General features: G+C 67.2%; 23 protein-coding genes. 13 read left to right on the top strand and 10 right to left on the bottom strand.

The features are described from left to right. Entirely contained in the window at nucleotides 1–1,260 is a 1,260-nt protein-coding gene (gene xseA / locus KL788_RS05500; protein ID WP_293169254.1) for an exodeoxyribonuclease VII large subunit, read from the bottom strand. A 75-nt stretch (nucleotides 1,261–1,335) separates the two neighbouring features. Between xseA and KL788_RS05495 the strand changes: the two genes are divergently transcribed. From KL788_RS05495 to KL788_RS05475, 5 genes are all read left to right on the top strand, one after another. Beyond that, nucleotides 1,336–2,256: an ATP-binding cassette domain-containing protein gene (locus KL788_RS05495; protein ID WP_293169252.1), complete on the top strand. Its 921-nt coding sequence runs from the start codon at nucleotides 1,336–1,338 to the stop codon at nucleotides 2,254–2,256. Then, nucleotides 2,253–3,110 carry an ABC transporter permease gene (locus tag KL788_RS05490; protein ID WP_293169251.1) on the top strand — a complete coding sequence of 286 codons (858 nt, stop codon included), beginning with the start codon at nucleotides 2,253–2,255 and terminating at the stop codon, nucleotides 3,108–3,110. Before KL788_RS05495 ends, KL788_RS05490 begins: the two co-directional genes overlap by 4 nt. Before the next feature lie 107 nt (nucleotides 3,111–3,217). After that, nucleotides 3,218–4,258 carry a 4-hydroxy-3-methylbut-2-enyl diphosphate reductase gene (locus KL788_RS05485; protein WP_428846131.1) on the top strand — a complete coding sequence of 347 codons (1,041 nt, stop codon included), beginning with the start codon at nucleotides 3,218–3,220 and terminating at the stop codon, nucleotides 4,256–4,258. Nucleotides 4,259–4,270: 12 nt separating this feature from the next. Next, a complete protein-coding gene (locus tag KL788_RS05480; RefSeq protein ID WP_293169249.1) occupies nucleotides 4,271–5,455 on the top strand; it encodes a sensor histidine kinase in 1,185 nt (394 codons plus the stop codon). After that, nucleotides 5,452–6,642, top strand: a complete 1,191-nt coding sequence (locus KL788_RS05475; RefSeq protein ID WP_293169248.1) for a hypothetical protein — start codon at nucleotides 5,452–5,454, stop codon at nucleotides 6,640–6,642. The genes KL788_RS05480 and KL788_RS05475 overlap by 4 nt, the downstream gene beginning before the upstream one ends. Nucleotides 6,643–6,684: 42 nt before the next feature. Here KL788_RS05475 and fbaA read toward each other — a convergent pair whose 3' ends face one another. Further along, nucleotides 6,685–7,713 (bottom strand): class II fructose-bisphosphate aldolase, encoded by a 1,029-nt coding sequence (gene fbaA / locus KL788_RS05470; protein ID WP_293169247.1) that lies wholly within the window; start codon nucleotides 7,711–7,713, stop codon nucleotides 6,685–6,687. Nucleotides 7,714–7,924: 211 nt separating this feature from the next. Between fbaA and glpX the strand changes: the two genes are divergently transcribed. The 3 genes from glpX (at nucleotide 7,925) to KL788_RS05455 (ending at nucleotide 12,581) form a co-directional block, all read left to right on the top strand. Then, complete coding sequence (gene glpX, locus KL788_RS05465) at nucleotides 7,925–8,863, top strand: class II fructose-bisphosphatase (RefSeq protein ID WP_293173180.1); 939 nt, start codon at nucleotides 7,925–7,927, stop codon at nucleotides 8,861–8,863. 89 nt (nucleotides 8,864–8,952) lie between these two features. After that, nucleotides 8,953–10,686 (top strand): ABC transporter ATP-binding protein, encoded by a 1,734-nt coding sequence (locus tag KL788_RS05460; protein ID WP_293169246.1) that lies wholly within the window; start codon nucleotides 8,953–8,955, stop codon nucleotides 10,684–10,686. Beyond that, complete coding sequence (locus KL788_RS05455) at nucleotides 10,683–12,581, top strand: ABC transporter ATP-binding protein (RefSeq protein WP_293169245.1); 1,899 nt, start codon at nucleotides 10,683–10,685, stop codon at nucleotides 12,579–12,581. Before KL788_RS05460 ends, KL788_RS05455 begins: the two co-directional genes overlap by 4 nt. A 148-nt stretch (nucleotides 12,582–12,729) precedes the next feature. On the opposite strand, the gene KL788_RS05450 is transcribed toward KL788_RS05455, so the two are convergent. From KL788_RS05450 to KL788_RS05435, 4 genes are all read right to left on the bottom strand, one after another. Further along, nucleotides 12,730–13,698 carry a bile acid:sodium symporter family protein gene (locus KL788_RS05450; RefSeq protein WP_293169244.1) on the bottom strand — a complete coding sequence of 323 codons (969 nt, stop codon included), beginning with the start codon at nucleotides 13,696–13,698 and terminating at the stop codon, nucleotides 12,730–12,732. Then, complete coding sequence (locus KL788_RS05445; protein ID WP_293169243.1) at nucleotides 13,695–15,437, bottom strand: AMP-binding protein; 1,743 nt, start codon at nucleotides 15,435–15,437, stop codon at nucleotides 13,695–13,697. Before KL788_RS05445 ends, KL788_RS05450 begins: the two co-directional genes overlap by 4 nt. Nucleotides 15,438–15,563: 126 nt before the next feature. Beyond that, nucleotides 15,564–15,965 carry a VOC family protein gene (locus KL788_RS05440; RefSeq protein WP_293169241.1) on the bottom strand — a complete coding sequence of 134 codons (402 nt, stop codon included), beginning with the start codon at nucleotides 15,963–15,965 and terminating at the stop codon, nucleotides 15,564–15,566. 10 nt (nucleotides 15,966–15,975) lie between these two features. Further along, entirely contained in the window at nucleotides 15,976–17,235 is a 1,260-nt protein-coding gene (locus KL788_RS05435; protein ID WP_293169239.1) for a DNA recombination protein RmuC, read from the bottom strand. Nucleotides 17,236–17,295: 60 nt separating this feature from the next. Here KL788_RS05435 and KL788_RS05430 point away from each other — a divergent pair, with 60 nt between their 5' ends. Then, nucleotides 17,296–18,213 carry a LysR family transcriptional regulator gene (locus tag KL788_RS05430; protein ID WP_293169237.1) on the top strand — a complete coding sequence of 306 codons (918 nt, stop codon included), beginning with the start codon at nucleotides 17,296–17,298 and terminating at the stop codon, nucleotides 18,211–18,213. A 117-nt stretch (nucleotides 18,214–18,330) separates the two neighbouring features. Further along, on the top strand, nucleotides 18,331–19,818 hold the full coding sequence (locus KL788_RS05425; protein WP_293169235.1) for a CoA-acylating methylmalonate-semialdehyde dehydrogenase: 1,488 nt from the start codon (nucleotides 18,331–18,333) through the stop codon (nucleotides 19,816–19,818). Between the two features lie 13 nt (nucleotides 19,819–19,831). On the opposite strand, the gene KL788_RS05420 is transcribed toward KL788_RS05425, so the two are convergent. Together KL788_RS05420 and KL788_RS05415 are read right to left on the bottom strand one after the other, a co-directional pair. Further along, entirely contained in the window at nucleotides 19,832–20,335 is a 504-nt protein-coding gene (locus KL788_RS05420) for a DUF421 domain-containing protein (protein WP_293169233.1), read from the bottom strand. 102 nt (nucleotides 20,336–20,437) lie between these two features. Then, complete coding sequence (locus KL788_RS05415; RefSeq protein WP_293169231.1) at nucleotides 20,438–21,115, bottom strand: hypothetical protein; 678 nt, start codon at nucleotides 21,113–21,115, stop codon at nucleotides 20,438–20,440. 82 nt (nucleotides 21,116–21,197) lie between these two features. Between KL788_RS05415 and KL788_RS05410 the strand changes: the two genes are divergently transcribed. Further along, nucleotides 21,198–22,085, top strand: a complete 888-nt coding sequence (locus KL788_RS05410; RefSeq protein WP_293169229.1) for a phytanoyl-CoA dioxygenase family protein — start codon at nucleotides 21,198–21,200, stop codon at nucleotides 22,083–22,085. Between the two features lie 112 nt (nucleotides 22,086–22,197). Continuing rightward, nucleotides 22,198–22,749, top strand: coding sequence for an OsmC family protein (locus KL788_RS05405; protein WP_293169227.1), 552 nt, complete (start codon nucleotides 22,198–22,200; stop codon nucleotides 22,747–22,749). 7 nt (nucleotides 22,750–22,756) lie between these two features. Here the strand turns inward: KL788_RS05405 and KL788_RS05400 are convergent, their stop codons facing one another. Further along, complete coding sequence (locus KL788_RS05400; protein WP_293169225.1) at nucleotides 22,757–23,710, bottom strand: BadF/BadG/BcrA/BcrD ATPase family protein; 954 nt, start codon at nucleotides 23,708–23,710, stop codon at nucleotides 22,757–22,759. Between the two features lie 74 nt (nucleotides 23,711–23,784). Here KL788_RS05400 and KL788_RS05395 point away from each other — a divergent pair, with 74 nt between their 5' ends. After that, nucleotides 23,785–24,243 (top strand): DUF488 family protein, encoded by a 459-nt coding sequence (locus KL788_RS05395; RefSeq protein ID WP_293169223.1) that lies wholly within the window; start codon nucleotides 23,785–23,787, stop codon nucleotides 24,241–24,243. On the opposite strand, the gene KL788_RS05390 is transcribed toward KL788_RS05395, so the two are convergent. Continuing rightward, the gene (locus KL788_RS05390) at nucleotides 24,240–25,061 is read right to left on the bottom strand and encodes a hypothetical protein (protein WP_293169221.1); all 822 of its coding nucleotides are present in this window, start codon (nucleotides 25,059–25,061) and stop codon (nucleotides 24,240–24,242) included. The genes KL788_RS05395 and KL788_RS05390 overlap by 4 nt on opposite strands. Between the last annotated feature and the right edge of the window lie 262 nt (nucleotides 25,062–25,323).

The raw sequence follows: 25,323 nt of genomic DNA, 5'->3' as shown, positions 1-25,323 counted from the left end.
CTAGGCGGGCCTTTCTGCACTGTCGGTGGGAGTCTCGACGACCGTCGCGATGCGCCCGTCGGCGAGCGTGAGACGCACCCGAGAGCCGGGCACTGCCGATGCGGCTGACCGCAGCACGGCTCCGTCGTCGGTCTGAGCGATCGCGTAGCCGCGATCGAGCGTGCGCTGCGGTGAGAGCGCGCGCAACTGGGTGCGTCGCTCCTCGAGGTCGATACCCGCGCGCTCGAGCAGGCGATGGGTGAGCTCGACACCCCGGGCGACGGCCCGGGTCAGCTCGTCGGCGCGGGTGTCGACGATCCACGCAGCGTCGGCGAGCACGGGGCGCGACCTGATGGCCGCGATGCGCTCGACCTCAGCGCCGATCGTGGCCGTCACGCGAGAGAGCATGCGCGAGCGCGCCTGCTGCACGCGCGCGATCTCTTCGGTGACATCGGGCACAACGCGCTTGGCCGCATCGGTGGGCGTCGAGGCGCGCAGGTCGGCGACCTCGTCAAGAAGCGGCCGATCGTTCTCGTGGCCGATCGCGCTGACGAGAGGGGTCGCGCAGGCGGCGGCCGTGCGCACGAGGCTCTCGTCGCTGAACGGCAGCAGGTTCTGAAAGTCGCCGCCGCCCCGGGCGACGATGATGACGTCGACGTCGGGGTCAGCATCCAATAGCCGGATGCCCGCTGAGACCTCGGCGACGGCCTTGTCGCCCTGCACGGCGGCGTGCACGACACGGAAGCGCACCGACGGCCACCGCAGTTGGGCGTTGCGCAGCACGTCTTTCTCGGCGTCGCTGTCTTTGCCGGTCACGAGCCCGATGCACTGGGGCAGGAAGGGTAGCCGCTGCTTGCGTTCGGGCGAGAACAGGCCTTCGGCCGCGAGCGTTGCGCGCAGACGCTCGAGTCGCTCGAGCAGGTCACCGAGCCCGACGCGGCGCATCTGCGATACCTGCATCGTGAGCGTGCCGCCCTTGACCCACCAGTTTGCCTTGACGAGCGCGGTCACCCGGTCGCCCTGGCCCAGCCCCTCGGGCAAGGTGGCGCGCACCGACGACCAGATGACGAACGAGACCGTCGCATCCATCGAGACATCTTTGAGCTTGCCGTACACGTTGCCGCCCGAGACACCCCATTGCGCGATCTCGCCGTCGACCCAGACCTGGCCGAGCCGGTCGATGTAGTCCTTGAGCTTTGCCGAGAGCTGGCCGACGGGCCACGGGGCATCGGCACTCGAGGCCGCACCACCTGGCGACGGGGCGGTCGGGTCTTCAGACATACGCCCCTCCTTGCATCGATCGGCGGTGTTCGCCAGGGTAGTCGAGACAGCCGACCCCCGATCGTTCGGAGACGCATGACCACGCCCACGCCGCTCGTCATTGACTCGCTGACCAAGGTGTACGGCGAGGTGACGGCGCTGCGCGATGTGTCGTTCACGGCCGAACCCGGCCGCGTCACCGGTTTTCTCGGCCCGAACGGCGCCGGCAAGACTTCGACGCTGCGCATTCTGCTGGGTCTCAACCGGCCCACTGCGGGCTCGGCACTCATCGACGGGCAGCGCTATCGCGACCTCGATCGCCCTGCGCATCGCGTCGGGGGCTCGCTCTCGGCGGATGTCTTCCACCCCGGCCGCAGTGGGCGCGCGCATCTCGCCGCGTTCGCTCTCGCGGCGGGCATCGATCGTTCTCGCGTCGACACCGTGCTCGAGCAGGTGGGCCTCACCCACGCCGCTCGCCGCGCTGTCGGCGGATACTCGCTCGGCATGAGACAGCGCCTCGGTCTCGCGAGCGCCCTGCTCGGCGACCCCGCGGCCCTCGTGCTCGACGAGCCGATCAACGGGCTCGACCCCGACGGCATCCGCTGGATGCGATCGCTCTTGCGCTCGCTCGCCGCCGAAGGCCGCACCGTGCTGCTCTCATCGCACGTGCTGGGAGAAGTGCAGCAGACGGTCGACGATGTCGTGGTCATCCGTCATGGCCGCATCGTCTTCGACGGCACACTCGACGAGCTCGAGGCGGGAACGACGCGCGTGCGTGTCGACGCATCAGATCGGCCGGCTCTCGCGGATGCCCTCACGCGCGCCGGCGCCTCTGTCGAGCCCGGCGCCGCGGGATTGACGGTGCTCGGTCTCGATGTAGCCCGCACGGGCGAGGTCGCGCGCGACGCAGGCCTCGCGCTCACGCACCTCAGCAACGAAGGCGACGGGCTCGAGTCGGTGTTCCTCGCGCTCACCGCCGACCAGGGCGATGCCGCCGCTGAGGAGGGCGCAGCATGACCGCTCTCGCCTCGAACCTCACGCGTGCCACGGCCGCCGAGTTCGCGAAGGTCTTCTCACTCAAGGCGTGGTGGCTGCTCGGTCTCATCATGGTGGCGTACGTGGGAATGACGGCTGCCGGCCTCGCCTTCTTCTTCAGCGACCTGGGTTCTCAGCTCGCTGGCGCTGGCGCTTCGGCACCCGAGCTCGACCCCGTCGTCACGGCGAATCTCGTCTACAGCAGCGTCACGGCGGTCGGTCTCGTCATTCTGCTGCTCTTCGGTGCGCTTCTCGCGACCACCGAATACCGCCACGGCACGCTCACACCCACCGTGCTCGCTCAGCCCCGCCGCGGGGTCGTGCTCGCGGCGAAGGGAATCGTCGCAGCGCTCATGGGCGCGCTGTACGGCGTGATGGGTCTCGTCGGCTCGGTCGGACTCGGAGCCCCGGTGCTCGCCGCGCTCGGCGAGTCGACGGCGCTCGACGAGCCCGAGGTCATCGCCGTGCTGATGCGTACGTTGCTGGCAACAGCACTGTGGTCGCTGCTCGGCCTCGGACTCGGAGCGCTGCTGACGAGCCAGATCGCTGCCATCGTCATCGTGCTCGCCTTCACTCAGTTCGTCGAGCCGATTCTGCGCCTGGTGGCGAACGTGTGGGAGTGGTCGGCGTCGCTCGGGCGGTTCCTACCCGGCGCGGCGACGGATGCGCTCGTCGGGGCCGGCCTCTTCAGTTCGCTCAACGCTTTCGATTCCTCGATACCGGCATCGGAGGTGGATGCTCTGCTCTGGTGGCAGGGCGGCGTGATACTCGCCGCTCTCGCTGCGGTGCTGCTCGTCGCGGCCTCACTCACCACGATGCGACGAGATGTGGAGTAAACAACGGCGAGACTCGAGAGGTCGGCTCTGCTGAAGCTCACGTGCAGGCGGCCACTCGTAGACTGGGGCTCGTGACCACGATCTCGAACGGCGCCTTCGGCTCGACGCTGACGACCCCGGTGATCCCGCAACGCCGGGAGCGCCTTGTTCCCCTGCCGGTCGATCGCCCGAAACGCGTGCTGCTGGCCGCGCCGCGCGGTTACTGCGCCGGAGTCGATCGCGCAGTGATCGCTGTCGAAAAGGCTCTTGAGCAATACGGGGCTCCCGTGTACGTGCGCAAGCAGATCGTGCACAACATCCACGTCGTGACCGAGCTCGAGAAGCAGGGCGCGATCTTCGTCGACGAGGTCGACGAGGTGCCTCCGGGCTCGCACATCGTTTTTTCGGCCCACGGCGTGAGCCCTGCCGTGGTGCAGGGCGCTGCCGATCGTGAGCTGCAGGCCATCGATGCCACGTGCCCGCTTGTCACGAAGGTGCATCGCGAGGCCGTGCGGTTCGCGAAGCAGGATTACCGCATTCTGCTCATCGGCCACGCTGGCCATGAAGAGGTCGAGGGCACGATGGGTCACGCGCCCGAGCGCACGATTCTCGTGAACGACCCCGACGAAGCCGACCGCATCGAGGTTCCCGAGGGCGACGAGCTCATCTGGCTCTCGCAGACCACCCTGAGCGTCGACGAGACGATGGAGACCGTGCGGCGCCTGCGCGCGCGATTCCCGCACCTGCAGGATCCGCCGAGCGACGACATCTGCTACGCGACGCAGAACCGCCAAGTGGCGATCAAGAAGGTTGCGCCCGAGACCGATCTCGTCATCATCGTGGGCTCGTCGAACAGCTCGAACAGCGTTCGCCTCGTCGAGGTCGCGCTCGAGTACGGCGCCAAAGCCGCGTATCGCATCGATTACGCGAGCGAGATCAAGCAAGAGTGGTTCGAGGGTGTGGCCACTGTCGGCGTCAGCTCGGGCGCGAGTGTTCCTGAAGTGCTCGTCGAGCAAGTGCTCGCCGACCTGCGAGACGCGGGCTTCGACACGGTCGACGAGGTCAAGACGGCCGAAGAAGACCTGCAGTTCTCACTGCCAAAAGAACTGCGGCGCGATAAGGCGGGCAATATCGACGAACGCGCCCTCGGTGGTCGCACCCGAGTCTGACGAGCGCGGGCCATGATCGACGTCGGCCTGCCCCGCGTCGCTGCGGCCCGCATCACCGTCGTCGGGCTCGCCCTCACTCAGCGCATGATCGCGCTCGTCGGCGCCGGAATCTCAGCGACGATTGTCATCGATGTGCAGGTGAGCCGTGGTCTCGTCGAGACCCTGCCTCTCATCGTGGCGCCTTACGTCGGCATCGGGATGCTCGCGCTGCTGCTCATCTGGCGCTCGACCGTGCTCACCGCGACCGTGTTCCTGATCGGCGGGGCCGTGCTCTCGGTCGCAGTACCCGTCATCGGGCTCGCCGCCGACCCGGGCTTCGCGGACTCGGGGCCTTATCTCATCAATCGCGTGGCGACGGCGATCTGCCTTGTTGGTGCGGTCGGTGGCAGCGCCGTTAGCGGATTGCTGTGGTCGGCTGTGGGCTTTGTCGTCGCGCAGTCGAGCGTCATGGTGGGGCTGGCGTTGGCCGGATCGACGATCGGGTCGGGCAGCGGGCCCCTCATCGTGTTCTCGATCTCTGCGGTCGCCTATCTGACGCTGGCGTTCGCCCAGCGGCAGACCGCGCGGCGACTCGAGCCCTTGCGAGCGGCCGAGCGCGAAGTGCGCGATCTCGATGGTCGACGAGAGCTCGAGCGTCGGGCAGCCGGCGTCGTGCACGACACCGTGCTGGCCGACCTGACGGCGATCGCGCGATCGCCCGGCACCCTCAGCGATCACGCTCGCACGGTGCTCAGCGGGCACCTGCGAGTGGTCGACGCGGCGTCGGTCGGCGACACCCCGGCATCGTCGAGCGCCGGAAGTGCCCTGGGCGACGCGGTGCTGGGTCTCGTGCGCGACTACCAGTGGAGCGGTGTGCGCATCGACGTCAGCGGAGTCGACTCGCTGCACGGACGCGTGTCTGCGCCCGTGCGTCACGCCGTCATGGGTGCGGTGCGGGCGGCCCTCGACAACGTTGTGCAGCACGCGTCGACAGATCGCGCCGAGATCGTCGTCGGTGAGCGTACCGGGCAGGTGACCGTGCTCGTCGTCGACGACGGTGTCGGTTTCGATCCTGCCGAGATCGCTGACGATCGGCTCGGGGTGCGCGCGTCGATCACTGATCGCATTGCTCAGGTGGGCGGCACGGTGCGGGTCTGGTCGGGGCCTGACGGAACGACCGTCATGATGACCGTTCCCCTCTCGGAGGCCGAGCGATGACCCGGCGCAATGCCTGGACGAGCAGCCCGTGGGATGCCGACCCATTGAGCTGGTTCACCTCGCCGAACCTTCCTCTCGCCGCGGCAGTCCTGGGCGGGGTGCACGGCGCTCTCGTGCTCACCGTGAGCGGGCAGGCGGGGTCGCGGCCGCTCGTGCAGGTCGCGGCGCTCGTCGTGGCCGTCGGCGCACTCCTCGGCGTGCACGTGGCCACGCGACCTCCTCGCGGTGCTCTGACGCTTCGCCGGGCCATCCCCCTTGCACTGCTGTCGAGCGCGGCGCTCGTGCTGTCGGCATGGGGCTACCGCGGTGAGCCCTTCGCGGTCGAGCTCTGGTGGGCACCGCTCGTCAGCTCGCTCACCCTGCTGGCCATGGCACCGTACGCATCGTCGCAGCGACTCTCCCTCGTGGGTGCAGTCGTCTTCGTGGTCGGCGCGGTGACCGTGCTGGCGCTCGTGGTTCCTGACGAGCAGTCGTGGCCGCCCTACACGACCACCATGATCGCGCTCTTCCCGATCGTGATCGGCACCCTGGGGGGCGTGCTGCTCGTGCAGGCCATCACCTCCGGGCTCGCTCGCTGGAGCGAGCGCCCCCTGGAGCTCGCCCCGAAGACGGCCGACGACGGAACCCTCATCGCGGAGGTCGACGCCGTGACGACCGCGCGCATCGCTGACGCGACGCAGTTGATCAGGGGCGTTCTCGAGCGGGGGAGCGTCAGCGACGGCGATGCTCGACTGGCCGCGCAGCTGTCGGAGCGCCTGCGTGACGAGTTGACGGCCGACGTCGATCGCACCTGGCTCGAACGAGTCGCCCAAGGTCAGCCGGTGCGCGTCGACGACGAGCACCGACTTGCCGATCAGCTCGACCTCGCTCAGCGCACGGCCCTGCGCGCTCTACTCGACGCCCTGCTCGCACCCGACGATGCACGCATCGGCCTCGCGCGGCTCGAACTGCGGCGCACCGATCACGGCGCGATCGCTGTCGCCTTGCGCATCGCGTCGGCCATGCCCGAGGGCCGTCGCGAAACCTTCCTCGCGCCGTACTACGTCGGTCTCAAGTCGACGGTCGACAAGCTGCGCTGGCGCAGCGGTCCGCTCACGGCCGTCGAGTTCGAGGTGTCGGGCGGTGCTCCCGCGAGCACGCCCTTGCGCACACCCCCTGCGGGGTCGCCGGGAGGCCCCCGCCGGTAGCGCCGGAGCGCGATCGACGAGGGGTGGTGACGCGAGCCGCAGCTAGCGGCCCGAGTGCCCCGCCGAGCCGAGCTGCTGCGTCGCCTCGACGACACGAGCGGCCATGGCCGTCTCGGCCGCTTTGCCCCAGGCGCGCGGGTCGTAGACCTTCTTATTGCCCATCTCGCCGTCGACCTTCAAGAAGCCGTCGTAGTTCTTGAGCACCGAGTCGGCGACCGAACGGCTGAACGCGTACTGCGTGTCGGTGTCGATGTTCATCTTGATGACGCCGTTCTTGACCGCCGTCGAGATCTCGTCGTCGGTCGAGCCCGAGCCGCCGTGGAAGACGAGGTCGAGCGGAAGAGCATCCGTGCCGTATTTCGCCTGGATGCCTTGCTGAATCTCGGCCAGCAGCTCAGGCCGCAGCTTGACGTTGCCGGGCTTGTAGACGCCGTGCACGTTGCCGAAGGTGAGGGCGGCCATGTAGCGGCCCTGCTCGCCGAGGCCGAGCGCCTCGACCGCAGCGGTGACATCACCGATCGTCGTGTAGAGCGCATCGTTCGAGCCCTCGTGCTGCACGCCGTCTTCTTCGCCGCCGACGACGCCGATCTCGACCTCGAGAATGGCGTGGATCGCCTTCATGCGGGGGAGGAGGTCGCGGGCGATCTCGAGGTTCTCGGCGAGCGGCACGGCCGAGCCGTCCCACATGTGCGATTGGAAGATCGGATTGCGGCCAGCCTTGACCTCGGCCTCGCTCGCGGAGATGAGCGGCATGACGAAGCCGTCGAGCGCGTCTTTCGGGCAGTGGTCGGTGTGCAGCGCGACCGTGACGGGGTAGTTCTTGGCGACCTCGGTGGCGAACGCGGCGAAGGCGAGCGCGCCCGAGGCACGCGCCTTGACCGTCTGCCCCGCGAAGTAGTCGGCACCGCCGGTGGTCACCTGGATGATGCCGTCAGAGCCGGCCTCGCTCAGGCCCTGCAGTACGGCGTTGATCGTCGACGACGACGACACGTTGATGGCGGGGTAGGCGAACCCGCCCTTCTTGGCCTTGTCGAGCATCTCGGCGTACTGCTCGGGGGTGGCGATGGGCATGAGGCTCCTCGTGGTTCTGGGCGTGGTGGATGCGATTCGAGTCTAGCGACGCGCCCGAAAGGGGCGAGGGCCCAGGCGCTACGCTGGAGGAGCGCTGACCTACCACCCGGCGCGTCCTGCTCTCATCGACCGATCGCACACGAAAGAGGACGCCACTGTGGTGACCACCGAAACGGGAACCCTGTTCCTGCACCCCGACCGCAACCTCGCCATGGAACTGGTGCGGGCCACCGAGGCGGCCGCCATCCGCTCCGCTCCGTTCATCGGCAAGGGCGACAAGAACGCGGCCGACAAGGCGGCGGTGGATGCGATGCGCAAATTCTTGGGCACCGTCAGCTTCAGCGGCCTCGTCGTCATCGGCGAGGGTGAGAAAGACAACGCGCCGATGCTCTACAACGGTGAGGTGGTCGGCAACGGCCAGGGTCCCGCGTGCGACATCGCCGTCGACCCCATCGACGGCACGTCGCTCACCGCGGCGGGCCGCGGGCACGCGATCTCGATGATCGCGGTCTCTGACCGCGGCTCGATGCTCGACGCCTCGAGCGTGTTCTACATGGACAAGCTCGTGGCCGGCAACGAGGGAATCGGGGTGCTCGACATTCGCCAGCCCATCGCGGAGAACATCCGTGCACTCGCTGCGGCGAAGAAGAAGCCGGTCGATGAGATGCGCATCGCGGTGCTCGACCGGCCGCGCCACGAACGGCTCATCGCCGAGATTCGCGCAACCGGCGCTGGCACCCGACTCATTCTCGACGGCGATGTAGCCGCGGGCATCAACGCTGCTCGCCACGACACCCGCATCGACATGGCGGTCGGCACGGGCGGCAGCCCCGAGGGCGTCGCGACGGCGTGCGCGGTGCGCGCGCTCGGTGGCTTCATCCAGGGCCGTCTCGCCCCGGGCAGCGATCTCGAGCGCTCGAACGGCGCTGCCGCTGGCCTGAAGTTCGACTACGTCTACGAGGCCCACGAGCTCGTGCGCAGCGACAACACCTTCTTCGTCGCGACGGGCGTGACCGACGGCGAGCTCGTGCGGGGCGTGCGGCGCGAGCGCGGCATCATCACCACTGAGTCGATCGTGCTGCGGTCGCGGTCGGGCACGATCCGCCGAGTGAGTGCCGACCACCTCGAAGACAAGTGGCTCGATCACTGAGCTGAGCCCGACGGTGACGATCAGCGTTCGCTGAGAGCGGCACGCTCGTGTCATGAGTCCTGTCGTAGCAGGTGAAGAATGAGCAGGCCATGCTTGCACTCATCCTCCGGCGGTATTTGAAGCCCTACGGGCTGCTCATCGCGGGTGTCGTCTTCTTCCAGCTCGCTCAAGCCGTCGCCTCGCTCTTCCTGCCCGCGCTCAATGCGGCCATCATCGACCGCGGCATCGCCACCGGCGATACGGCGTACATTCTGCAGATCGGCGGGGTGATGCTCGCCATCACCCTCGTGCAGATCGCGTGCGCCATCACGGCCGTCTACTTCGGCGCCCGCGTCGCGATGGCGCTCGGGCGCGACCTGCGCGGGGCAGTGTTCGCGCACGTCGGCACCTTCTCTGAACGCGAGGTGAGCCACTTCGGCGCCCCTTCGCTCATCACCCGCACGACCAACGACGTGCAGCAGGTGCAGATGCTGGTGCTGATGACGAGCACGATGCTCGTGAGCGCTCCGATTCTCGCGATCGGCGGCATCATCATGGCGCTGCAGCAAGACCTCGAGCTCTCGCTCATCATGGCGGTCGCAATTCCGGTGCTGCTGCTCGCTGTGAGCGCGATCATCGTGCGCACGGTGCCGCTCTTCCGCGTGATGCAAGAGCGCATCGACACCGTGAACCGGGTGCTGCGCGAGCAGCTGACCGGCATGCGCGTCGTGCGCGCGTTTGTGCGCGAGCGGCAAGAGGTCGAGCGCTTCGCTGAGGCCAACACGGCCCTCACTGACACGGCACTTCGTGCGGGTCGGCTCTTCGCCCTGATGTTCCCGATCGTGCTGCTCGTGCTCAACGTGTCGAGCGTGGCAGTGCTGTGGTTCGGCTCGTTTCGCATCGAGGCGGGTCTCATGCAGGTAGGGGCGCTCACCGCCTTCCTCACCTACCTCATCCAGATCTTGATGGCCGTGCTCATGGCCACGTTCATCGCCGTGCTGCTGCCGCGGGCCGCAGTGTCGGCCGACCGCATCGGAGAGGTGCTCGAGACGCCCTCCTCGGTCGTGCTGCCGGCGAACCCCGTCACCTCGCTCGACGCGAGCGGTCGGGTCGAGCTGCGCGACGCGGTGTTCGCCTACCCGGGGGCTGAGCATCCGGTGCTCGACGGAGTCAGCCTGATTGCCGAGCAGGGGCGCATGACCGCCATCATCGGCAGCACGGGAGCCGGCAAGACCACGCTCATCAGCCTGCTGCCGCGGCTCTTCGACGTGACGGGCGGCGCTGTGCTCGTCGACGGCGTCGACGTGCGCGAGTTCGACGCCGATCTGCTCTGGAGCCGTATCGGGCTCGTGCCGCAACGCCCCTTCCTGTTCTCGGGCACGGTCGCGAGCAATCTGAGGTTCGGTGCACCCGATGCCACCGACGACGAGCTGTGGGCGGCCCTCGAGATCGCGCAGGCCGCCGACTTCGTGCGGGCGATGCCCGAGCAGCTCGAGGCTCCGATCGCGCAGGGCGGCACAACGGTCTCGGGCGGGCAGCGGCAGCGGCTTGCCATCGCCCGCGCGCTCGTCAAGCGACCCGAGATCTACGTCTTCGACGACTCGTTCTCGGCCCTCGACACGGCGACGGATGCTCGCCTGCGAGCCGCGCTGCGCCGCGAGGTCGCCGACGCCACCCTCATCGTCGTCGCCCAGCGCGTCGCCACGGTGCAAGACGCCGACCAGATCATCGTGCTCGACCGCGGCAGGGTGGTCGGCCGCGGTACCCACGACGAGTTGCTCGCGGCCAGCGAGACCTATGCCGAGATCGTCGACAGCCAGTTGCGAGCGGAGGCGAGCGCATGAGCACGGCACCGGCACGACCCGTCGGCCCGCCCGGGGGAGCCCGCCGCGGCCCGATGGGTGGCCCCATGGGCGGCGGCATCGGCATGCCCGCCGAGAAGGCGATGACCTTCGGGCCGTCGGCGAAGCGGCTGATCGGCCGCCTTGCTCCCGAGCGCAGTCTTGTGCTCGTCGTCATCGTTCTCGGGGTCGTGAGCGTGCTGCTGAGCGTCGTCGGCCCCGCCCTGCTCGGCCTGGCGACCAACGTGATTGTCGACGGCGTCTTCGGCAATGGCGACGGCGCGGGCCAGGCGGGCGACGGTGCGGGCATCGATTTCGCCCAGCTGCAGCTGCTGCTCGGCATCGTGCTGCTCGTCTACGTCTTCTCGTCGGTGTTCTCGTGGCTGCAGGCCTACCTGCTCAACGGGGTCACGCAGCGCACGGTCTACCGCTTGCGCGAAGAGGTTCAGGGCAAGCTCAACCGCCTGCCGCTCACCTACTTCGACAGGGTGCAGCGCGGTGAGGTGCTGAGCCGCGTCACGAACGACGTCGACAACATCTCGCAGAGCCTGCAGCAGACGCTGAGCCAGCTGCTGACCTCGCTGCTCACGGTGCTCGGCATCATCATCATGATGTTCGTCATCTCGCCGATTCTCGCGCTCGTCTCGCTCATCACCGTTCCGCTGACGCTCGTCATCACGGCGGTCATCGCGAAGCGGTCGCAGAAGCTCTTCGTGGCGCAGTGGGCGCACACCGGTGAGCTCAACGCGCAGATCGAAGAGACATTCACGGGCCACGCACTCGTCAAGGTGTTCGGGCAGCAGCGCTCTGTCGAGCAGCGCTTTCTGGAGAAGAACGAGCAACTGTTCGCCGCGAGCTTCGGCGCGCAGTTCGTGAGCGGCATCATCATGCCCGCGATCATGTTCGTCGGAAACCTCGTCTACGTGGCCATCGCGGTCGTCGGCGGCCTGCTCGTCACGACGGGCGCGATGACCATCGGCGGCGTGCAGGCCTTCATCCAGTACTCGCGCCAGTTCACGCAACCGCTCAGCCAGCTCGGCTCGATGGCGAACCTGCTGCAGTCGGGCGTCGCGAGTGCCGAGCGCGTTTTCGAATTGATGGATGCGCCCGAGCAGTCTGCCGACCCGCTGGCGCCAGCGATTCCCGACTCAGTCACGGGCCGGCTCGTCTTCGACGACGTCTCGTTTCGCTACGACCCCGCCGTGCCGCTCATCGATGGGCTGTCTCTGGTGGCAGAGCCTGGCCAGACGATCGCCATCGTCGGGCCGACGGGCGCGGGCAAGACCACTCTCGTCAACCTCATGATGAGGTTCTACGAGCTCGACGGAGGCCGCATCACGCTCGACGGCGTCGACATCGCCGCCATGACGCGCGACGGCCTGCGATCGCGCATGGGCATGGTGCTGCAAGACACCTGGCTGTTCGGCGGCACGATTCGCGACAACATCGCCTACGGCCGACCGGATGCCACCGAGGAAGAGATTCTCGATGCCACCCGCGCGACGTACGTCGACCGTTTCGTCGGCGCGTTGCCCGACGGCTATGACACGGTTCTCGACGACGACGGCTCAAACGTGAGCGCGGGCGAGAAGCAGCTGCTGACGATTGCGCGCGCGTTCCTTGCGCGACCCAGCGTGCTGATTCTCGACGAGGCGACGAGCTCGGTCGACACGCGCACCGAGGTGCTCGTGCAGCACGCCATGGCCGCCCTTCGTCGCGACCGCACGAGTTTCGTCATCGCGCACCGACTCTCGACGATCCGCGACGCCGACCTCATTCTCGTCATGGAGGCCGGCCGCATTGTCGAGCAGGGCACCCATGAGCAGCTGCTTGCCGCCGACGGAGCGTATGCGCGGCTCTACGAGGCCCAGTTCGCTGCGCCACTCGACGAGGCGTAGAACGGCACACTGCCGCGCCCTGGGGTGAGGCAGTGGCCGGCATGACGCGCCATTCGCGCCGAGCATTCGTTTCTCTCACGCAAAACGACGCCTCGCACGGAATGAACCGTGCGAGGCGTCGTTGTCGATACGAGGCGCGGGCCCCGCTCTACAACAGGTTCGGAATCTTCTGCTCTTCTGCCAGGTTCGCGCGCCGGAAGTAGAACGTCACGACCGTCGACACGATGACGATGAAGAGCGAGTAGAGCGCCGGCACGATGAGGATCAACCCGATGTCGGGGTTGCCGCTGAAGGTCAGCAGCACGATCGCGATCGCGAGCGGGCCGTTCTGAATACCCGTCTCGAGCCCGATGGTGCGGGCGTTCGACGGGTGCATGCGGATCGCCCGCGCGATGGCGTAGGCGATCGCGATGCCGAAGAGTCCGAGCCCGATCGCGACGGTGTAGGTCTGCCACGGCGTCTTGGTCAGCAGGGCCCAGTTGCGCGGCACCCACGTGGCCATGAGGAACACGATGAAGAACAGCCCGAAGAAGCCGCCCAAGAGCTCCATGACGGCACCGACGTTGGCGCTGTACCGCCGGAGGATCATGCCCGCGACGACCGGGATCAGCAGCGTCGCGAGGGTCACGACGATGTTCACGATCGGAATCTGCAGGTCTGAGCTCTCGGTGAAGATCAGCGAACCGTAGAAGGCGAGCACGAGCGGCGTCATCAAGATGGCCCACAGCGTCGAGTTGGTCGTCATGATGACGCTCAGCGCGAGGTTGCCCTTCGAGAAGTAGGTGAAGATGTTCGACGTCGTGCCGGCGGGCACGCAGCCCATGAGCAGGGCCCCGAGCGCGACCGGCGCCGCGTATTCGCGGGGCAGCTGGAAGAGCACGGTCACGACGAGCACGTACGCCAGCAGCGGCATGATGCCGAACTGCGTCACGAAGCCGATGATGAGGCCATAGGGGCGGCGCAGCGCGAGCTTGAAGTCGCGCGGCGTGAGGCCCGCACCGAGACCGAACATGATGACGAAGACGAGCCCGACGAGCAGGGCCTGCTCGAACGGCGTCACGACGTCTTGCTCGTTGACGACGGTCTGCGTCGCGATGATGAGCGGGGTGGCGATCATGACAGCTCCCTTCCCTGGGTCTCGATACTGGCGGTGGCTGAGGTGACGGCTTCTGCCCGCAGCTCGCGCCGCAGAATCTTGCCGATGGGGCTCTTGGGCAGTTCGTCGAGGAACCGCACCGACTTCGGCACTTTGTAGGCGGCGAGAGTCTCGCGACAATGCGCGATCACCTGGGCCTCGGTCGGCGGGTTCTGGCCGGCGACGATGTAGGCGCGCACGGCCTCGCCCGACTTGTCGTCGGGAATGCCGACAACGCCGACCTCGAGAACTCCGGGCATCTCGGCAATGCGCTCTTCGACCTCGTTCGGGTACACGTTGAAGCCGCTGACGAGCACCATGTCTTTCTTGCGGTCGACGATCGTGAAGAACCCGTCGGCATCCATCTCGGCGACATCGCCGGTGCGGAAGAACCCGTCGACGATCGACGACGCGGAATCGTCGGGTCGCTGCCAGTAACCGGCCATGACCTGCGGGCCGCGCGCGGCGATCTCGCCCGGGGTGCCGGGCGCCACTTCGGCACCCGACTCGTCGATGCAGCGCAGCTCGGTCGAGGGCACCGGAATGCCGATCGTGCCGGCCTTGGCCGTGGGGCCGAAGGGGTTGAAGCTCAGCACAGGCGAGGTCTCGGTGAGGCCGTAGCCCTCGACGATCGGGGTGCCCGTGACCTCGCTCCAGCGCGCGGCGACCGATTCGAACAGGGCCATGCCACCGGCGGCGGATGCTCGCAGATGCTTCGGCGGGCTGTCGAGAAACCACCGCTCATTGAGCAGGGCGTTGAACAGCGTGTTGACGCCCGTGACCCAGGTGATTTTGTAGTTCTCGAACGCTCGCTTGAGATTGCTGGGCGGTCGCGGCGACGGTACGAGAATATTGCGCGCACCAAGGTGGTAGAAGGCCAGCAGATTCACCGTGAAAGCGAAGATGTGGTACAGCGGCAGTGCCGTGAGCACGACCTCGACCCCGGGTCGCATGTAGCCCCCGCACATCTGAATCATCTGCAGCGTGTTCGACACGAGGTTGCCGTGCGTGAGCATGGCGCCCTTCGAGACGCCCGTGGTGCCGCCCGTGTACTGCAGCGCAGCGAGGGTTTCAGAACCGACGCCGTCGAGGTAGCCCTCAAGGGCGCCGGAGTCGCGGCGTTCGCGACCCGCGGCGAGAGCCTTCGGAAACGCCGTGTGCTCGACGGTGATGGCGGGGAGCGTGCGGTTCCACCACTTCTGCACCATGCGGATCACGCCCGCGATGACGGGCGGGAAGAACTCGGCGATGCGCACCGTGACGACTGTGGTGATGTTCGTCTTCGGCACCACGTCGCCCAGCCGGTCGGCGAACATGTCGCTCACGACGAGCACCGTCGCGCCCGAGTCGCTGAACTGGTGCACCATCTCGGTGGCCGTGTAGAGCGGGTTGGTGTTGACGAGCACGCAACCGGCCTTCATGACGCCGAAGGCCACGATCGGGTAGCTCAGGCTGTTGGGCATCTGCACGGCGACGCGATCGCCCTGCGAGAGGCCGACGACCTCGCGCAGATAGGCGGCGAAGTCGTCGGAAAGCTCGTCGACCTGCGCATACGTGAGCGAGCCGTTCATGCCGTTCGCCATGCACTGGGTGAAGGCGACCGTGTCGGCGTAGCTCGAGGCGGCCGCCCTGATCATCGCGGGAAGGTGGGTGAGTGGGCTCTCAGCCAGGTCGGGCTCGACATCGTCGGCGTAGTGGGAGAGCCAGGGGCGTTGGGTCATCGTTGATCTTTCGCCGAAGGGTGCACCGTCGGCGGAACACCGACGATGGTGAAGCGAACTTCATGATAGTTGTTCGCTGAGGTCTCACGAAGGGTGTGTGTCGTCAGACGCCTAGCGGTGACGTGTCTAGCCCTGCGGTGCTGGAGGATTCTGCAAAACCGAGATGATGTTGCCCGCCGGGTCGGTGAACCACGCGATGTCGGGCCCCTGCCCGGAGGCGATGCCGCGCGCGATACCGCGCGAATCCTGATCCAATCCGTCGTAGCGCGCGAACTCGACACCGCGGCCGGCCAGTTCATCGACAGCGGCGTCGATGTCGTCGACCTCGAGGTTGAGCATCGTGTAGACGGCGGGCGCGTGGTCGGGCTTGGGGTACACGAGCACCCAGCCGCCGCCGGGCAGGTCGATCGAGAGCTGGCCCATCATGGCGTCGGTGACCTCGAGGCCGACTACGTCGCGGTAGAACGTGCGCGCGGCATCGATATCGGGCACGGCGAAGCCGCTGAAGGCGTAGGTGAAGGCGACCATGCGGGGCAGGCTACTCCGGCGCTGGTGGCGTGTCGAGAGCCACCGAATCGACAGAGTCGGCGTCGGCGAGCGCCTCGGTCAGTTCGGCCGCCGTGAGCTGCCGCGGCTGCTCGTCGATCGAGCGCGGGGCGGGGATGACCTTCGACTCGTCGAGGCCGTCGAGTCGGCGGGCGGTGACGAGCACGCGGGTCTCGAGCGAGCTCGCGAACTGGTTGTAGGCCTTCACGCTGCGCTCGATCGCGCCGCCCAGCGCGTCGGCGTGCTCGGCGAGCTTCGCGACGCGCGCATAGAGCTCTTTCGACAGGTCGAAGAGCATCTTCGCCTCGTCGGTCAGCACCTCCTGCTGCCACGTGAAAGCGATGGTCTTGAGCACGGCCCAGAAGCTCACGGGGCTCGCGAGAGCGATGCGCTTACTGAAGGCGTACTCGAGTAGCGCCGGGTCTTTCTCGAGCGCTGCCGCGAGCAGCGGCTCGTTGGGGATGAACGCGATCGTGAACTCGGGGCTCGAATCGAGCCCCGTGAAGTAGTTCTTGGCGGCGAGCTGGTCGACGTGCGCTTTCACGCGCCGCGCGTGGTCGGCGAGTAGCGAGCCACGGCGGGCCTCCTCCTCGCCCGTCGCGGTGGCCGGGATTGCGCTCGCCTCGATGTACGAGTTGTACGGCACCTTCGCGTCGACCGCGATCGACTTGCCGCCGGGCAGTCGCAGCACCATGTCGGGGCGGCGGGCGGCACCATCGGCGTCGATCGACTCTTGCAAGAAGAAGTCGACCCGGTTGAGCAGGCCCGCCGATTCGACGAGCGTGCGCAGCTGGGTCTCGCCCCAGACGCCGCGCGTCGCATTGTTGCGCAGGGCGCTCGCGAGCGACTCGGCCGTGGCGCGCAGGCGCTCTTCGGCCTCGGTCGCTGTGCGCAGTTGCTGGCTGAGCTCGCCGTGCTGGCGGCTGCGCTGCTGCTCGAGCTCGTCGACCTTGACCTGCATCGCGCGCAGGGTCGAGGCGACCGGCGCGAGCGCTTCGAGCACCCGGCCCTCTTGGCGTTCGCGCGACTCGCGGTCAGCATCCCGCTGTCGAGCGAGCGCGAGCTGCTCATCGAGGGCGATCGCGCGTGCCTCGGCCTGGGCGACGCGCACCTCGGCGGCAGTCAGTTGCTCGCGCAGGGCGTCGTGGGCCACGGCCGTCACGCCGCTGCGACGGCCGAGCTGCAGGCCGATCACGACGCCGAGCACCACACCGATGACGATTCCGAGTACGAGCGGCAGCACGAAGTCCATGCTGGCCAGTGTGCCAGCCGCCCCCGACTCTCGACCGGCCCCGCGCCCTACGCTGAACGCATGAGTGCTGCGACCGACCCGCACGAGGTGAGCGCCGACGACCTGCGCTACCTGCTCGCGGTCGCGCGCGTCGGGCGGCTCGTCTCGGCAGCAGCCCTGCTCGGCGTCGATCACACGACCGTGCGCCGGCGCCTCGACCGTCTTGAAGCCGCCTTGGGTGCACGACTGCTCGACCGCGGTGCCGACGGGTGGCAGCTCACGGCGATCGGGCGCGATGTGGTCGAGCGCGCGGCTCCGCTCGAGGGGCTCGTCGAGCAGGTCGTCGCCGCCGCGTCCGGTTCTGACGCCGTGCGGGGCACCGTGCGCGTCGCCGCGCCCGAGGGGTTCGGCTCGCTGTTCGCGGCGCCGGCCCTCGCGCGGGTGCGCACCGAGCATCCGGGCATCGCGATCGAGCTCGTGACCTCTACTCGTCCGCTGAGCCTGCGCGGCTCGGGCTTCGACCTCGCGGTCACGGTCGGCGCGGCTGCCGCGTCTCGCGTGACCGCCGAACTGCTCACCGAGTATGCGTTGCGGCTCTACGCGGCACCGAGCTACCTGGCGTCGCGTGCGCCGATCACGCGGCCCGCCGATCTCGACGGCCACGATCTGGTCTTCTATGTGGATGCTCTTCTCACGGTGCGCGAGCTCGACCTCGCCACGCTCGGGCTCGAGGGCATGCGGCTTGGCTTCGGCTCGACGAACGTGTTCGCGCAGCTCGAGGCGACCCGGGCCGGAGCCGGCATCGGGCTGCTGCACGCTTTCATGGGCGAGGGTGCGGCGGGTCTCGAGCCCGTGCTGCCGCGCGACGTCGACGTGCGGCTGCCGTTCATGCTCTCGCAGCGGCCCGACAGCCCCGCGGTCGACGCCGTCGCGATCGTGCGCGAGGCCCTGCAGCGCGAGGTCGCCGAGCGGCGGGACGAACTGCTGCCGCCTCGGTGACCGCGAGCGAGCATCCGACTATCTGCGTTTCTGCACATCGTGTGTGCACCACTGTCGCTTGATCGCAGAGCACTGAACGCGCAGACTGAGCACGAATCGTCCATCAAAGGAGTCATCATGTCGGTTGTTCAGCACTGGGTCGGCGGCGCCGCGTTCGCGGGAGCATCCACCCGCACCGCCCCCGTCTACAACCCGGCCACGGGTGAGACGCAGCGCGAGGTCGCCCTCGCCACGTCCGCCGACGTCGACCACGCCGTGCAGGTGGCGAAGGCCGCCTTCGCCGGTTGGTCGACCACGTCGATCGCCAAGCGGCAGCAGATCATGTTCGCGTTTCGGGAGGGCCTCAACGCGCGCAAAGACGAGCTGGCAGCGATTCTGACGAACGAGCACGGCAAGGTGCTGAGCGACGCGGGTGGCGAGATCGCGCGCGGCCTCGAGGTTGTCGAGCTCGCGTGCTCGATTCCGCAGCTCATGAAGGGCGAGTTCAGCGAGAACGTCTCGACCGGTGTCGACGTCTACTCGATCAAGCAGGCGCTCGGCGTCGTGGGCATCATCAGCCCCTTCAACTTTCCGGCCATGGTGCCGCTGTGGTTCTTCCCGCTCGCGATCGCGGCCGGCAACACGGTCGTGCTGAAGCCCTCGGAGAAAGACCCGAGTGCGGCGATCTGGATGGCCGAGCTGTTCAAAGCTTCCGGTCTGCCCGACGGCGTCTTCAACGTCGTGAACGGCGATAAAGAGAGCGTGGATGCTCTGCTCGAGCACCCCGACGTGGCCAGCATATCGTTCGTGGGTTCGACCCCCATCGCGAAGTACATCTACGAGACGGCCTCGAAGCACGGCAAGCGCGTTCAGGCTCTCGGCGGTGCGAAGAACCACATGCTCGTGCTTCCCGATGCCGACCTCGACCTCGTGGCCGACTCGGCCGTCAACGCGGGCTTCGGATCGGCCGGTGAGCGCTGCATGGCCATCTCGGTCGTGGTCGCCGTTGAGCCGGTGGCCGATGCGCTCATTGAGAAGATCCAGTCGCGCATGAGCGGCCTGAAGGTCGGAGACGGCACGCGCAACTGCGACATGGGCCCGCTCATCACCGAAGTGCACCGCGACAAGGTGGCGAGCTACCTCGAGATCGCCGAGACCGATGGCGCCGAAATCGTCGTCGATGGCCGCGGCATCGAGGTCGACGGCGACGCCAACGGCTTCTGGCTCGGCCCCACCCTCATCGACAAGGTGCCGACGAGCTCGAAGGTCTACACCGAAGAGATCTTCGGCCCCGTGCTCTCGGTCGTGCGCGTGAAGACCTACGACGAGGGCCTCGCGCTCATCAACAGCTCGCAGTACGGCAACGGCACGGCCATCTTCACGAACGACGGCGGCGCCGCGCGCCGTTTCCAGAACGAGGTGACCGTGGGCATGGTCGGCATCAACGTGCCGATTCCCGTGCCCGTCGGCTACTACTCGTTCGGCGGCTGGAAGAACTCGCTCTTCGGCGACGCGAAGGCCTACGGCACGCAGGCCATTCCGTTCTTCACGCGCGAGAAGGCGATCACCTCGCGCTGGCTCGACCCGAGCCACGGCGGCATCAACCTGGGGTTCCCGCAGAACTAGCGGCGGGCATCCGTCAGGCCAGCGAACCCAGCGCTGATCCGTCGCCGATCTGCTGGCGGCGGATCACGCTGAGGGTTCCGTTCGTCTCGAGCACGACGACCGCGATGTCTGCCACATCGCCGCTGCCGCTCGCGCGCACTGCCTGACGCACGTCGGCTTCGGCGAGCCGGCAGGCTGCGAGAGCATCGGCGTCGAACTGCCCGTCTCGAAGCACGACGCGCGGGTGAGACGTGATCGCGCTCCGAGCACCGGGCCAGCGGGAGGCGATGATTGCGACGACCCATTGCAGAGTGACGAGCAGGGCGATCGCGATGAGGCCTTCGGTAAATGAGACATCGCTGCTGAGCAGGATCGTCGCGAGCGTCGACCCCAGGGCGACCGTCACGATGAAGTCGAACGCGTTGAGCTGGCTGAGCGTGCGCTTGCCGCTCACCCTCAGCACGAGCACGAGCGCTCCGTAGGCGGCCGTGCCGACGAGCACGACGCGCGCCAGGTCGGCCCATGAGTCGAACCACATGTTTCGCTCCCCACCCGAGGGCGCGGCGCCCCCGTCTGAGTCGCCCACGATACGAGTCGAACGCGCGGTTGCGCGCGGGGTGGCCTCGCGGGCGTGAGTGCGCTAAATGAGCTGGCGCGACTGGTACGGCGCGACGATGCGCATGATCGTGCCGTCGGGGTCGACCATGACGGCCACCATGTCGGTGAAGTCGTCGAGCAGGGGAATCTTGGTCGGGTCGACGGCGTCAAACAGATAGGCCGTGCCGAGCGGGTCGGGGTAGTTCACGGGCGGCGAGGCAGCGAGCACGTCTGCTACGTCACCTCCGACGGTCAGGTCATCGAGCGTGCGGATGCTCACTCCGTTGATCGGCTCACCCGTGTCGACCTGAACGATCGAGGGCAAGAAGTACTCGGTGCGCGGCTTCTCGAGGCTCACCGCCGTGAAGTAGATGAGGCCCGAGAAGTCGTAGGTTGCGAAGTCTGCGTAGTGCGTCCCGTCGCCTTCGCGCAGCCCCGGTGTCGGCGCGGGGCCGAAGGCGAGCTCGAGCACCTCGAGCGCGGTCTCGGTTTCGTCGGCCCACACGAACGAGCCGACGAGTGCTCCATCTGAGTCGTAGAGCTCGACGCCGCCGCCGCGCACGACCAGGTCGGCCGGCACGGCCTCTGGCTCGGGCGAAGGGGTGCTCGAGGGCTCCTCGGCGGCCGGCGCGGCGGTCGGAGTAGCTGCCGGCGCGGGCATCGAGCACCCCGTGAGGCCGACAAGGGCAAGAGCGGCGAGCGTGAGCAGGCGGCGGGGCATGGTGTGAGCATCCCGCTGACAGAGTCTCGTGACAATAGGCAGTTTCTACTCGACCGCAAGCACCCTTAGGTATGATCTAAAGATGAACACCGCGGTTCGCCCTGCTCTCGTGATGCACGATGCCGTCGATGAGGCCTTCGTAGCCCAGTACGCCCGCGACGGCTACGCGATTCTCCGCGGCGCCCTCACCCCGGCCGAGGTGGCCGAGGTGAACGCCGAGGCCCTGCGTATCTGCCGGGCTGGTCTGAACCCGGTCGATTCCGGCGTGGATGCTCACCCCGGGCAGAGCGACGCCGACGTGCTGCGGCAGTACCTGTGCATCCACCACCCGCACAAGATCAGCGAGGTCGCTCGGCAGATCATGCAGCACCCTCGGATTGTCGACGGGCTCACGCGGGTGATCGGCCCGAACGTCAAGGCCATGCAGTCGATGCTGTTCATCAAGAGCGAGGGAAAGCCGGGGCAGGCCTGGCATCAGGACGAGCACTTCATCCCGACGCGCGACCGCTCGCTCGCCGGCGTGTGGATCGCTCTCGACGACGCCACCACCGAGAACGGCTGTCTCTGGGTTCTGCCCGGCTCGCACGCCCGCGGCGTGCTCTACCCCGACCGCGAGCAGACCGACGAGCGCTTCGACTGCACCGACGAGGCCTTCGGGTTTCCGTACACCGACGACGACGCCTTGCCGGTCGAGGTGCCCGCGGGGGCCGCATTGTTCTTCAACGGCTACCTGCTGCACCGATCGCTCGAGAACTCGGGGGCCCACGGCTATCGGCGCGCGCTCGTCAACCACTACATGAGCGCCGAGTCGCTGCTGCCGTGGCAGAACGCCGAAGGTCGGCACATCGCCGAGTACGACTTCCGCGACATCGTGATGGTCGCGGGGGAGGACCCGTATGCCTACAAGGGGTTGCGCGACCTCAACGTTCCGGGCTCGCGCGCCGACAAGTCGGGCGGCTGCGACCGCTAGAGACGTCGTGAGCATTGCGTTCGATGACGCTCTGCGACGCTGCGTGACGGTGCGCGACACAGTGTGACAGGCGTACTCGACGCGCGAGCATCCACTGCCTAGCGTCGCCGTCATGACTCTTCTCACTGCACCCCCTGTTCCCGCATCCACTGCTGACGAGCGCGCCGCGCGGCTGACCGACGCCGGAGCGGCGTGGGGCGACCGCATCTCCAAAAACTCCTCCGCAGCTCACTTGACCTACAGCGTCTCCGGATCGGGCGAAGGCTCGGTGGCTTCTCGCATCCGTGCCGGTAAGCACGAGTTTCTCGTCGACGAGCCGGCAGTACTGGCGGGCGACGACGTCGCGGCGAGCCCCGTCGAGTACGCCCTCGGCGCGCTCATCTCGTGCCAGATCGTGGTCTACCGCCTCTACGCTCAAGCCCTCGGAATTGTCGTCGACGACATCCGCATTGACGCAGAAGGCGACTTGGATGCTCGCCGCCTGTTCGGCATCGATGAGACCGTGCGCGCCGGATTCAGTGCGGTGCGCCTCGTCGTGACGCTCGACGGCCCCGAGTCGCCCGAGCGCTACGCCGAACTGCGTGACGCCGTCGACGCTCACTGCCCGGTACTCGACCTGTTCGCGAACCCCACCCCCGTGAGCGTCGAGGTGCGCACGGCGTAGGTGCGAGTCAGTCGCTGAACGCCGAAATGAGTGCCGCGACCGTGCCGGAGGTCTCCCAGCCTGCCGAGCGCAGCGCGAGCAGAATGGCGCCGCCGAGTGGGCTCATCGCGGCGGGCGTGTGCCTGTAGTCAGCATGCACGCGAGCGAGTTCGCGTTCGACGGCATCGATGAATGCGCCGTCGGTCGCGAGCGAGCCCGCGCCCGACCACATCACGGGTGTGCCGAGCGGTGCGCCGACGAGGCGAATTCCGAACGCGGTGCGGCGGGCGAGCGCGGCGACGGCGTTGCGGGCCAGGGACGATGTGTCGACGCGACTCGTTATCGCAGGGGCGAAGGTGCCGAAAGAGCGCTTGACGGTTTCGATCTCATAGGGCGCCTCGACCGCAGCGCGCAACTCATCGACGCTCGCAACCTTCCAGTGCTGCAGTGCGAGCGGCAGCAGTTCATCATCGGCACCATCGCCGACGAGTAAGTGGTGCACAACGTCGTAGGCGATATGGCGAGCTGCTCCGGCGTAGTGATGCAGCTGATCGTTGCGATGTTGTCGGCCATGGCGATCAATGCCGAGCATGATCGAACCGGTGCCGGCAATGACGAGCACACCCGGCTCGCCCAGAAAGGCACCCACGTGCGCGATGGTCGAATCGTTGAGGTGCGTGCGTGACTTGGTGAGGCCGGCGAGGTGAGTGTGATCTGTCGCCCACTTCTGGTCGCTCTCGACATTGAGCCCGGCCATACCGGCCACGAGCGCGACGACATCACCCGTCGAGCGACCAGCGTCGGCCAAGGCTTGCGCGAGCGTGGAACGGACTGCAGCCTCGCTCGTTGAGCTGTGCTCGGGGCTTCCTGCGCCTCCGACCGCCCGACCAACGACGTCAGCGTGCCGGTCAATGCACGCCACCCGCGTCGTCGACCCGCCCGAATCGATGGCGACCACGATCTGCCGTTCGGGGTCAGCCATGGCGTGCCTTTCTCTGAAATGAGTACATGTCGCGTCGATCGAATGCTCGACGATTGCGTGAAAGAATTATCGTCATGGGGGACCAGCGAGGAGTCGTCGGTATCGGGTACGAGGGCCGCGAAATAGGCGAGTTCATCAGGGTTTTGCTAGCTGAAGAAGTGACGATCGTTGTGGATGTTCGTCTCAACGCGCTTTCCCGCAAGCGCGGTTTTTCGAAGAATGGCCTTCGTGCTGCGCTGGCTGAGGCTGATATTGAGTACTTCCATCGGCCAGCTCTCGGCAATCCGAGAGAGAACCGAGATGGCTTCGCTGTGCCGGGATCGAGAGCCGGCGATGCCGCCCGATCGGTTTATGGCGAGATTCTCAGAGCCCCGACCGCTGAAAAGGCACTTCACGAGGTCGCCACTCTCGCGCGCTCGCGTCGCGTCGCTGTGATGTGCTTCGAGAGTGATCAACACGCGTGCCACCGCGAGTTGGTCATCGAAAGCCTCGAATCACAACTCAACGAACGACTGCGGCCCGTAAGCATCTAGAACAGCGGTAACGCCTCGACATCGGATTGTCGCGGGTACCAGACTCCGAGCACGCTGAACTTGTCGCGCTTGACCGGATTCTCGAAGTTGCCCATGAGGAAGTGGCTGTCACGGCCGGACGCGAACATCTCGTCGACAAACTTCGTTTCGATCACGCGCTTGAGTTCGCTGTCTGTCACCGAGCGGAGTCGTTGTTGCAGTGCTGTGAGCTCCCAGTCGAGAATTTGACCACGATGTCCCGAACAGGTCGGCCCCGTGCAACGGTACCGATAGGTCACAACGAGACGCGGAGGCTCGAGTTTCCTCGGCGTGAGTCCCGAACCGAACAGGTCAACTTCCTCAAGAGCGCGGCTCAGGATCGCCCTTTGTTTCTCGTTCCATCCGGGGTGGCGTTCGAAGGTCAGCCCAGTGAGGTCGGCGACTCCACCAAGACCGAGTGAGGGGGCGGCGTGGTCTGCTCTTGCTGCAGCACTGAGTTCACAAGTGTTGGTCAGTGGCAAGTTCCGGAGCGCGTCGACTCTTCGCTCCCAGGGGTCAAAGTGATCCACCCGGCGCACCGACGACCAGTCAGGGGAATAGCTTTCTTTTCGGGAATCTTCGTGTCGCCTCCTGATCTCTAGCTCGATCAGGTCGTACTTCTTGAACTGCAAATCGGTCTCAAGGTGGCGAAAAGGGATCGGGTATAGGCAAATCCATCGCGGAGAATCGTCGTCAAGCCGCACGCCCGCAGTGCATACCGTGTCTTTGTACTTGGTGGACGGTTGTGGGCTCGTCTTCACCGTGATGAGAACTTGTGCCTTCTCTGCGATCACTCTCATGATCGAACAGTAATCCTCACCTCCGACACTGTCTGGCCAAGGCTGCTCATGTCGCTCCCTGCCCAACCCCATTCGCTCGAAGCGGTCACGATCATGTCGGACTAGGTGCAGCAAGGCGACCAGCGCGGACGGATGACCTTCACCGACGACGACGTAAGGCATACGCACGTCGGGCGCAAGCGCGCGGTCAGGTATCGGATGACTCTCGATGTGAAAGCGAAAGGCCTCCGAGCAACCCCAGAGGCCAGACGCCGACCGGGCA

It is taken from the genome of Microcella sp., from assembly GCF_019739195.1.
GTDB lineage: Bacteria > Actinomycetota > Actinomycetes > Actinomycetales > Microbacteriaceae > Microcella.
This window is presented reverse-complemented; position numbering and strand designations above follow the sequence as displayed.

Excerpts from the sequence above, each read along its gene's own strand:
- xseA (WP_293169254.1), bottom strand. The coding sequence starts at position 1,260 with ATGTCTGAAGACCCGACCGCCCCGTCGCCAGGTGGTGCGGCCTCGAGT.
- KL788_RS05495 (WP_293169252.1), top strand. The coding sequence starts at position 1,336 with ATGACCACGCCCACGCCGCTCGTCATTGACTCGCTGACCAAGGTGTAC.
- KL788_RS05490 (WP_293169251.1), top strand. The coding sequence starts at position 2,253 with ATGACCGCTCTCGCCTCGAACCTCACGCGTGCCACGGCCGCCGAGTTC.
- KL788_RS05480 (WP_293169249.1), top strand. The coding sequence starts at position 4,271 with ATGATCGACGTCGGCCTGCCCCGCGTCGCTGCGGCCCGCATCACCGTC.
- KL788_RS05475 (WP_293169248.1), top strand. The coding sequence starts at position 5,452 with ATGACCCGGCGCAATGCCTGGACGAGCAGCCCGTGGGATGCCGACCCA.
- fbaA (WP_293169247.1), bottom strand. The coding sequence starts at position 7,713 with ATGCCCATCGCCACCCCCGAGCAGTACGCCGAGATGCTCGACAAGGCC.
- glpX (WP_293173180.1), top strand. The coding sequence starts at position 7,925 with ATGGAACTGGTGCGGGCCACCGAGGCGGCCGCCATCCGCTCCGCTCCG.
- KL788_RS05460 (WP_293169246.1), top strand. The coding sequence starts at position 8,953 with ATGCTTGCACTCATCCTCCGGCGGTATTTGAAGCCCTACGGGCTGCTC.
- KL788_RS05455 (WP_293169245.1), top strand. The coding sequence starts at position 10,683 with ATGAGCACGGCACCGGCACGACCCGTCGGCCCGCCCGGGGGAGCCCGC.
- KL788_RS05450 (WP_293169244.1), bottom strand. The coding sequence starts at position 13,698 with ATGATCGCCACCCCGCTCATCATCGCGACGCAGACCGTCGTCAACGAG.
- KL788_RS05445 (WP_293169243.1), bottom strand. The coding sequence starts at position 15,437 with ATGACCCAACGCCCCTGGCTCTCCCACTACGCCGACGATGTCGAGCCC.
- KL788_RS05440 (WP_293169241.1), bottom strand. The coding sequence starts at position 15,965 with ATGGTCGCCTTCACCTACGCCTTCAGCGGCTTCGCCGTGCCCGATATC.
- KL788_RS05435 (WP_293169239.1), bottom strand. The coding sequence starts at position 17,235 with ATGGACTTCGTGCTGCCGCTCGTACTCGGAATCGTCATCGGTGTGGTG.
- KL788_RS05430 (WP_293169237.1), top strand. The coding sequence starts at position 17,296 with ATGAGTGCTGCGACCGACCCGCACGAGGTGAGCGCCGACGACCTGCGC.
- KL788_RS05425 (WP_293169235.1), top strand. The coding sequence starts at position 18,331 with ATGTCGGTTGTTCAGCACTGGGTCGGCGGCGCCGCGTTCGCGGGAGCA.
- KL788_RS05420 (WP_293169233.1), bottom strand. The coding sequence starts at position 20,335 with ATGTGGTTCGACTCATGGGCCGACCTGGCGCGCGTCGTGCTCGTCGGC.
- KL788_RS05415 (WP_293169231.1), bottom strand. The coding sequence starts at position 21,115 with ATGCCCCGCCGCCTGCTCACGCTCGCCGCTCTTGCCCTTGTCGGCCTC.
- KL788_RS05410 (WP_293169229.1), top strand. The coding sequence starts at position 21,198 with ATGAACACCGCGGTTCGCCCTGCTCTCGTGATGCACGATGCCGTCGAT.
- KL788_RS05405 (WP_293169227.1), top strand. The coding sequence starts at position 22,198 with ATGACTCTTCTCACTGCACCCCCTGTTCCCGCATCCACTGCTGACGAG.
- KL788_RS05400 (WP_293169225.1), bottom strand. The coding sequence starts at position 23,710 with ATGGCTGACCCCGAACGGCAGATCGTGGTCGCCATCGATTCGGGCGGG.
- KL788_RS05395 (WP_293169223.1), top strand. The coding sequence starts at position 23,785 with ATGGGGGACCAGCGAGGAGTCGTCGGTATCGGGTACGAGGGCCGCGAA.
- KL788_RS05390 (WP_293169221.1), bottom strand. The coding sequence starts at position 25,061 with ATGAGAGTGATCGCAGAGAAGGCACAAGTTCTCATCACGGTGAAGACG.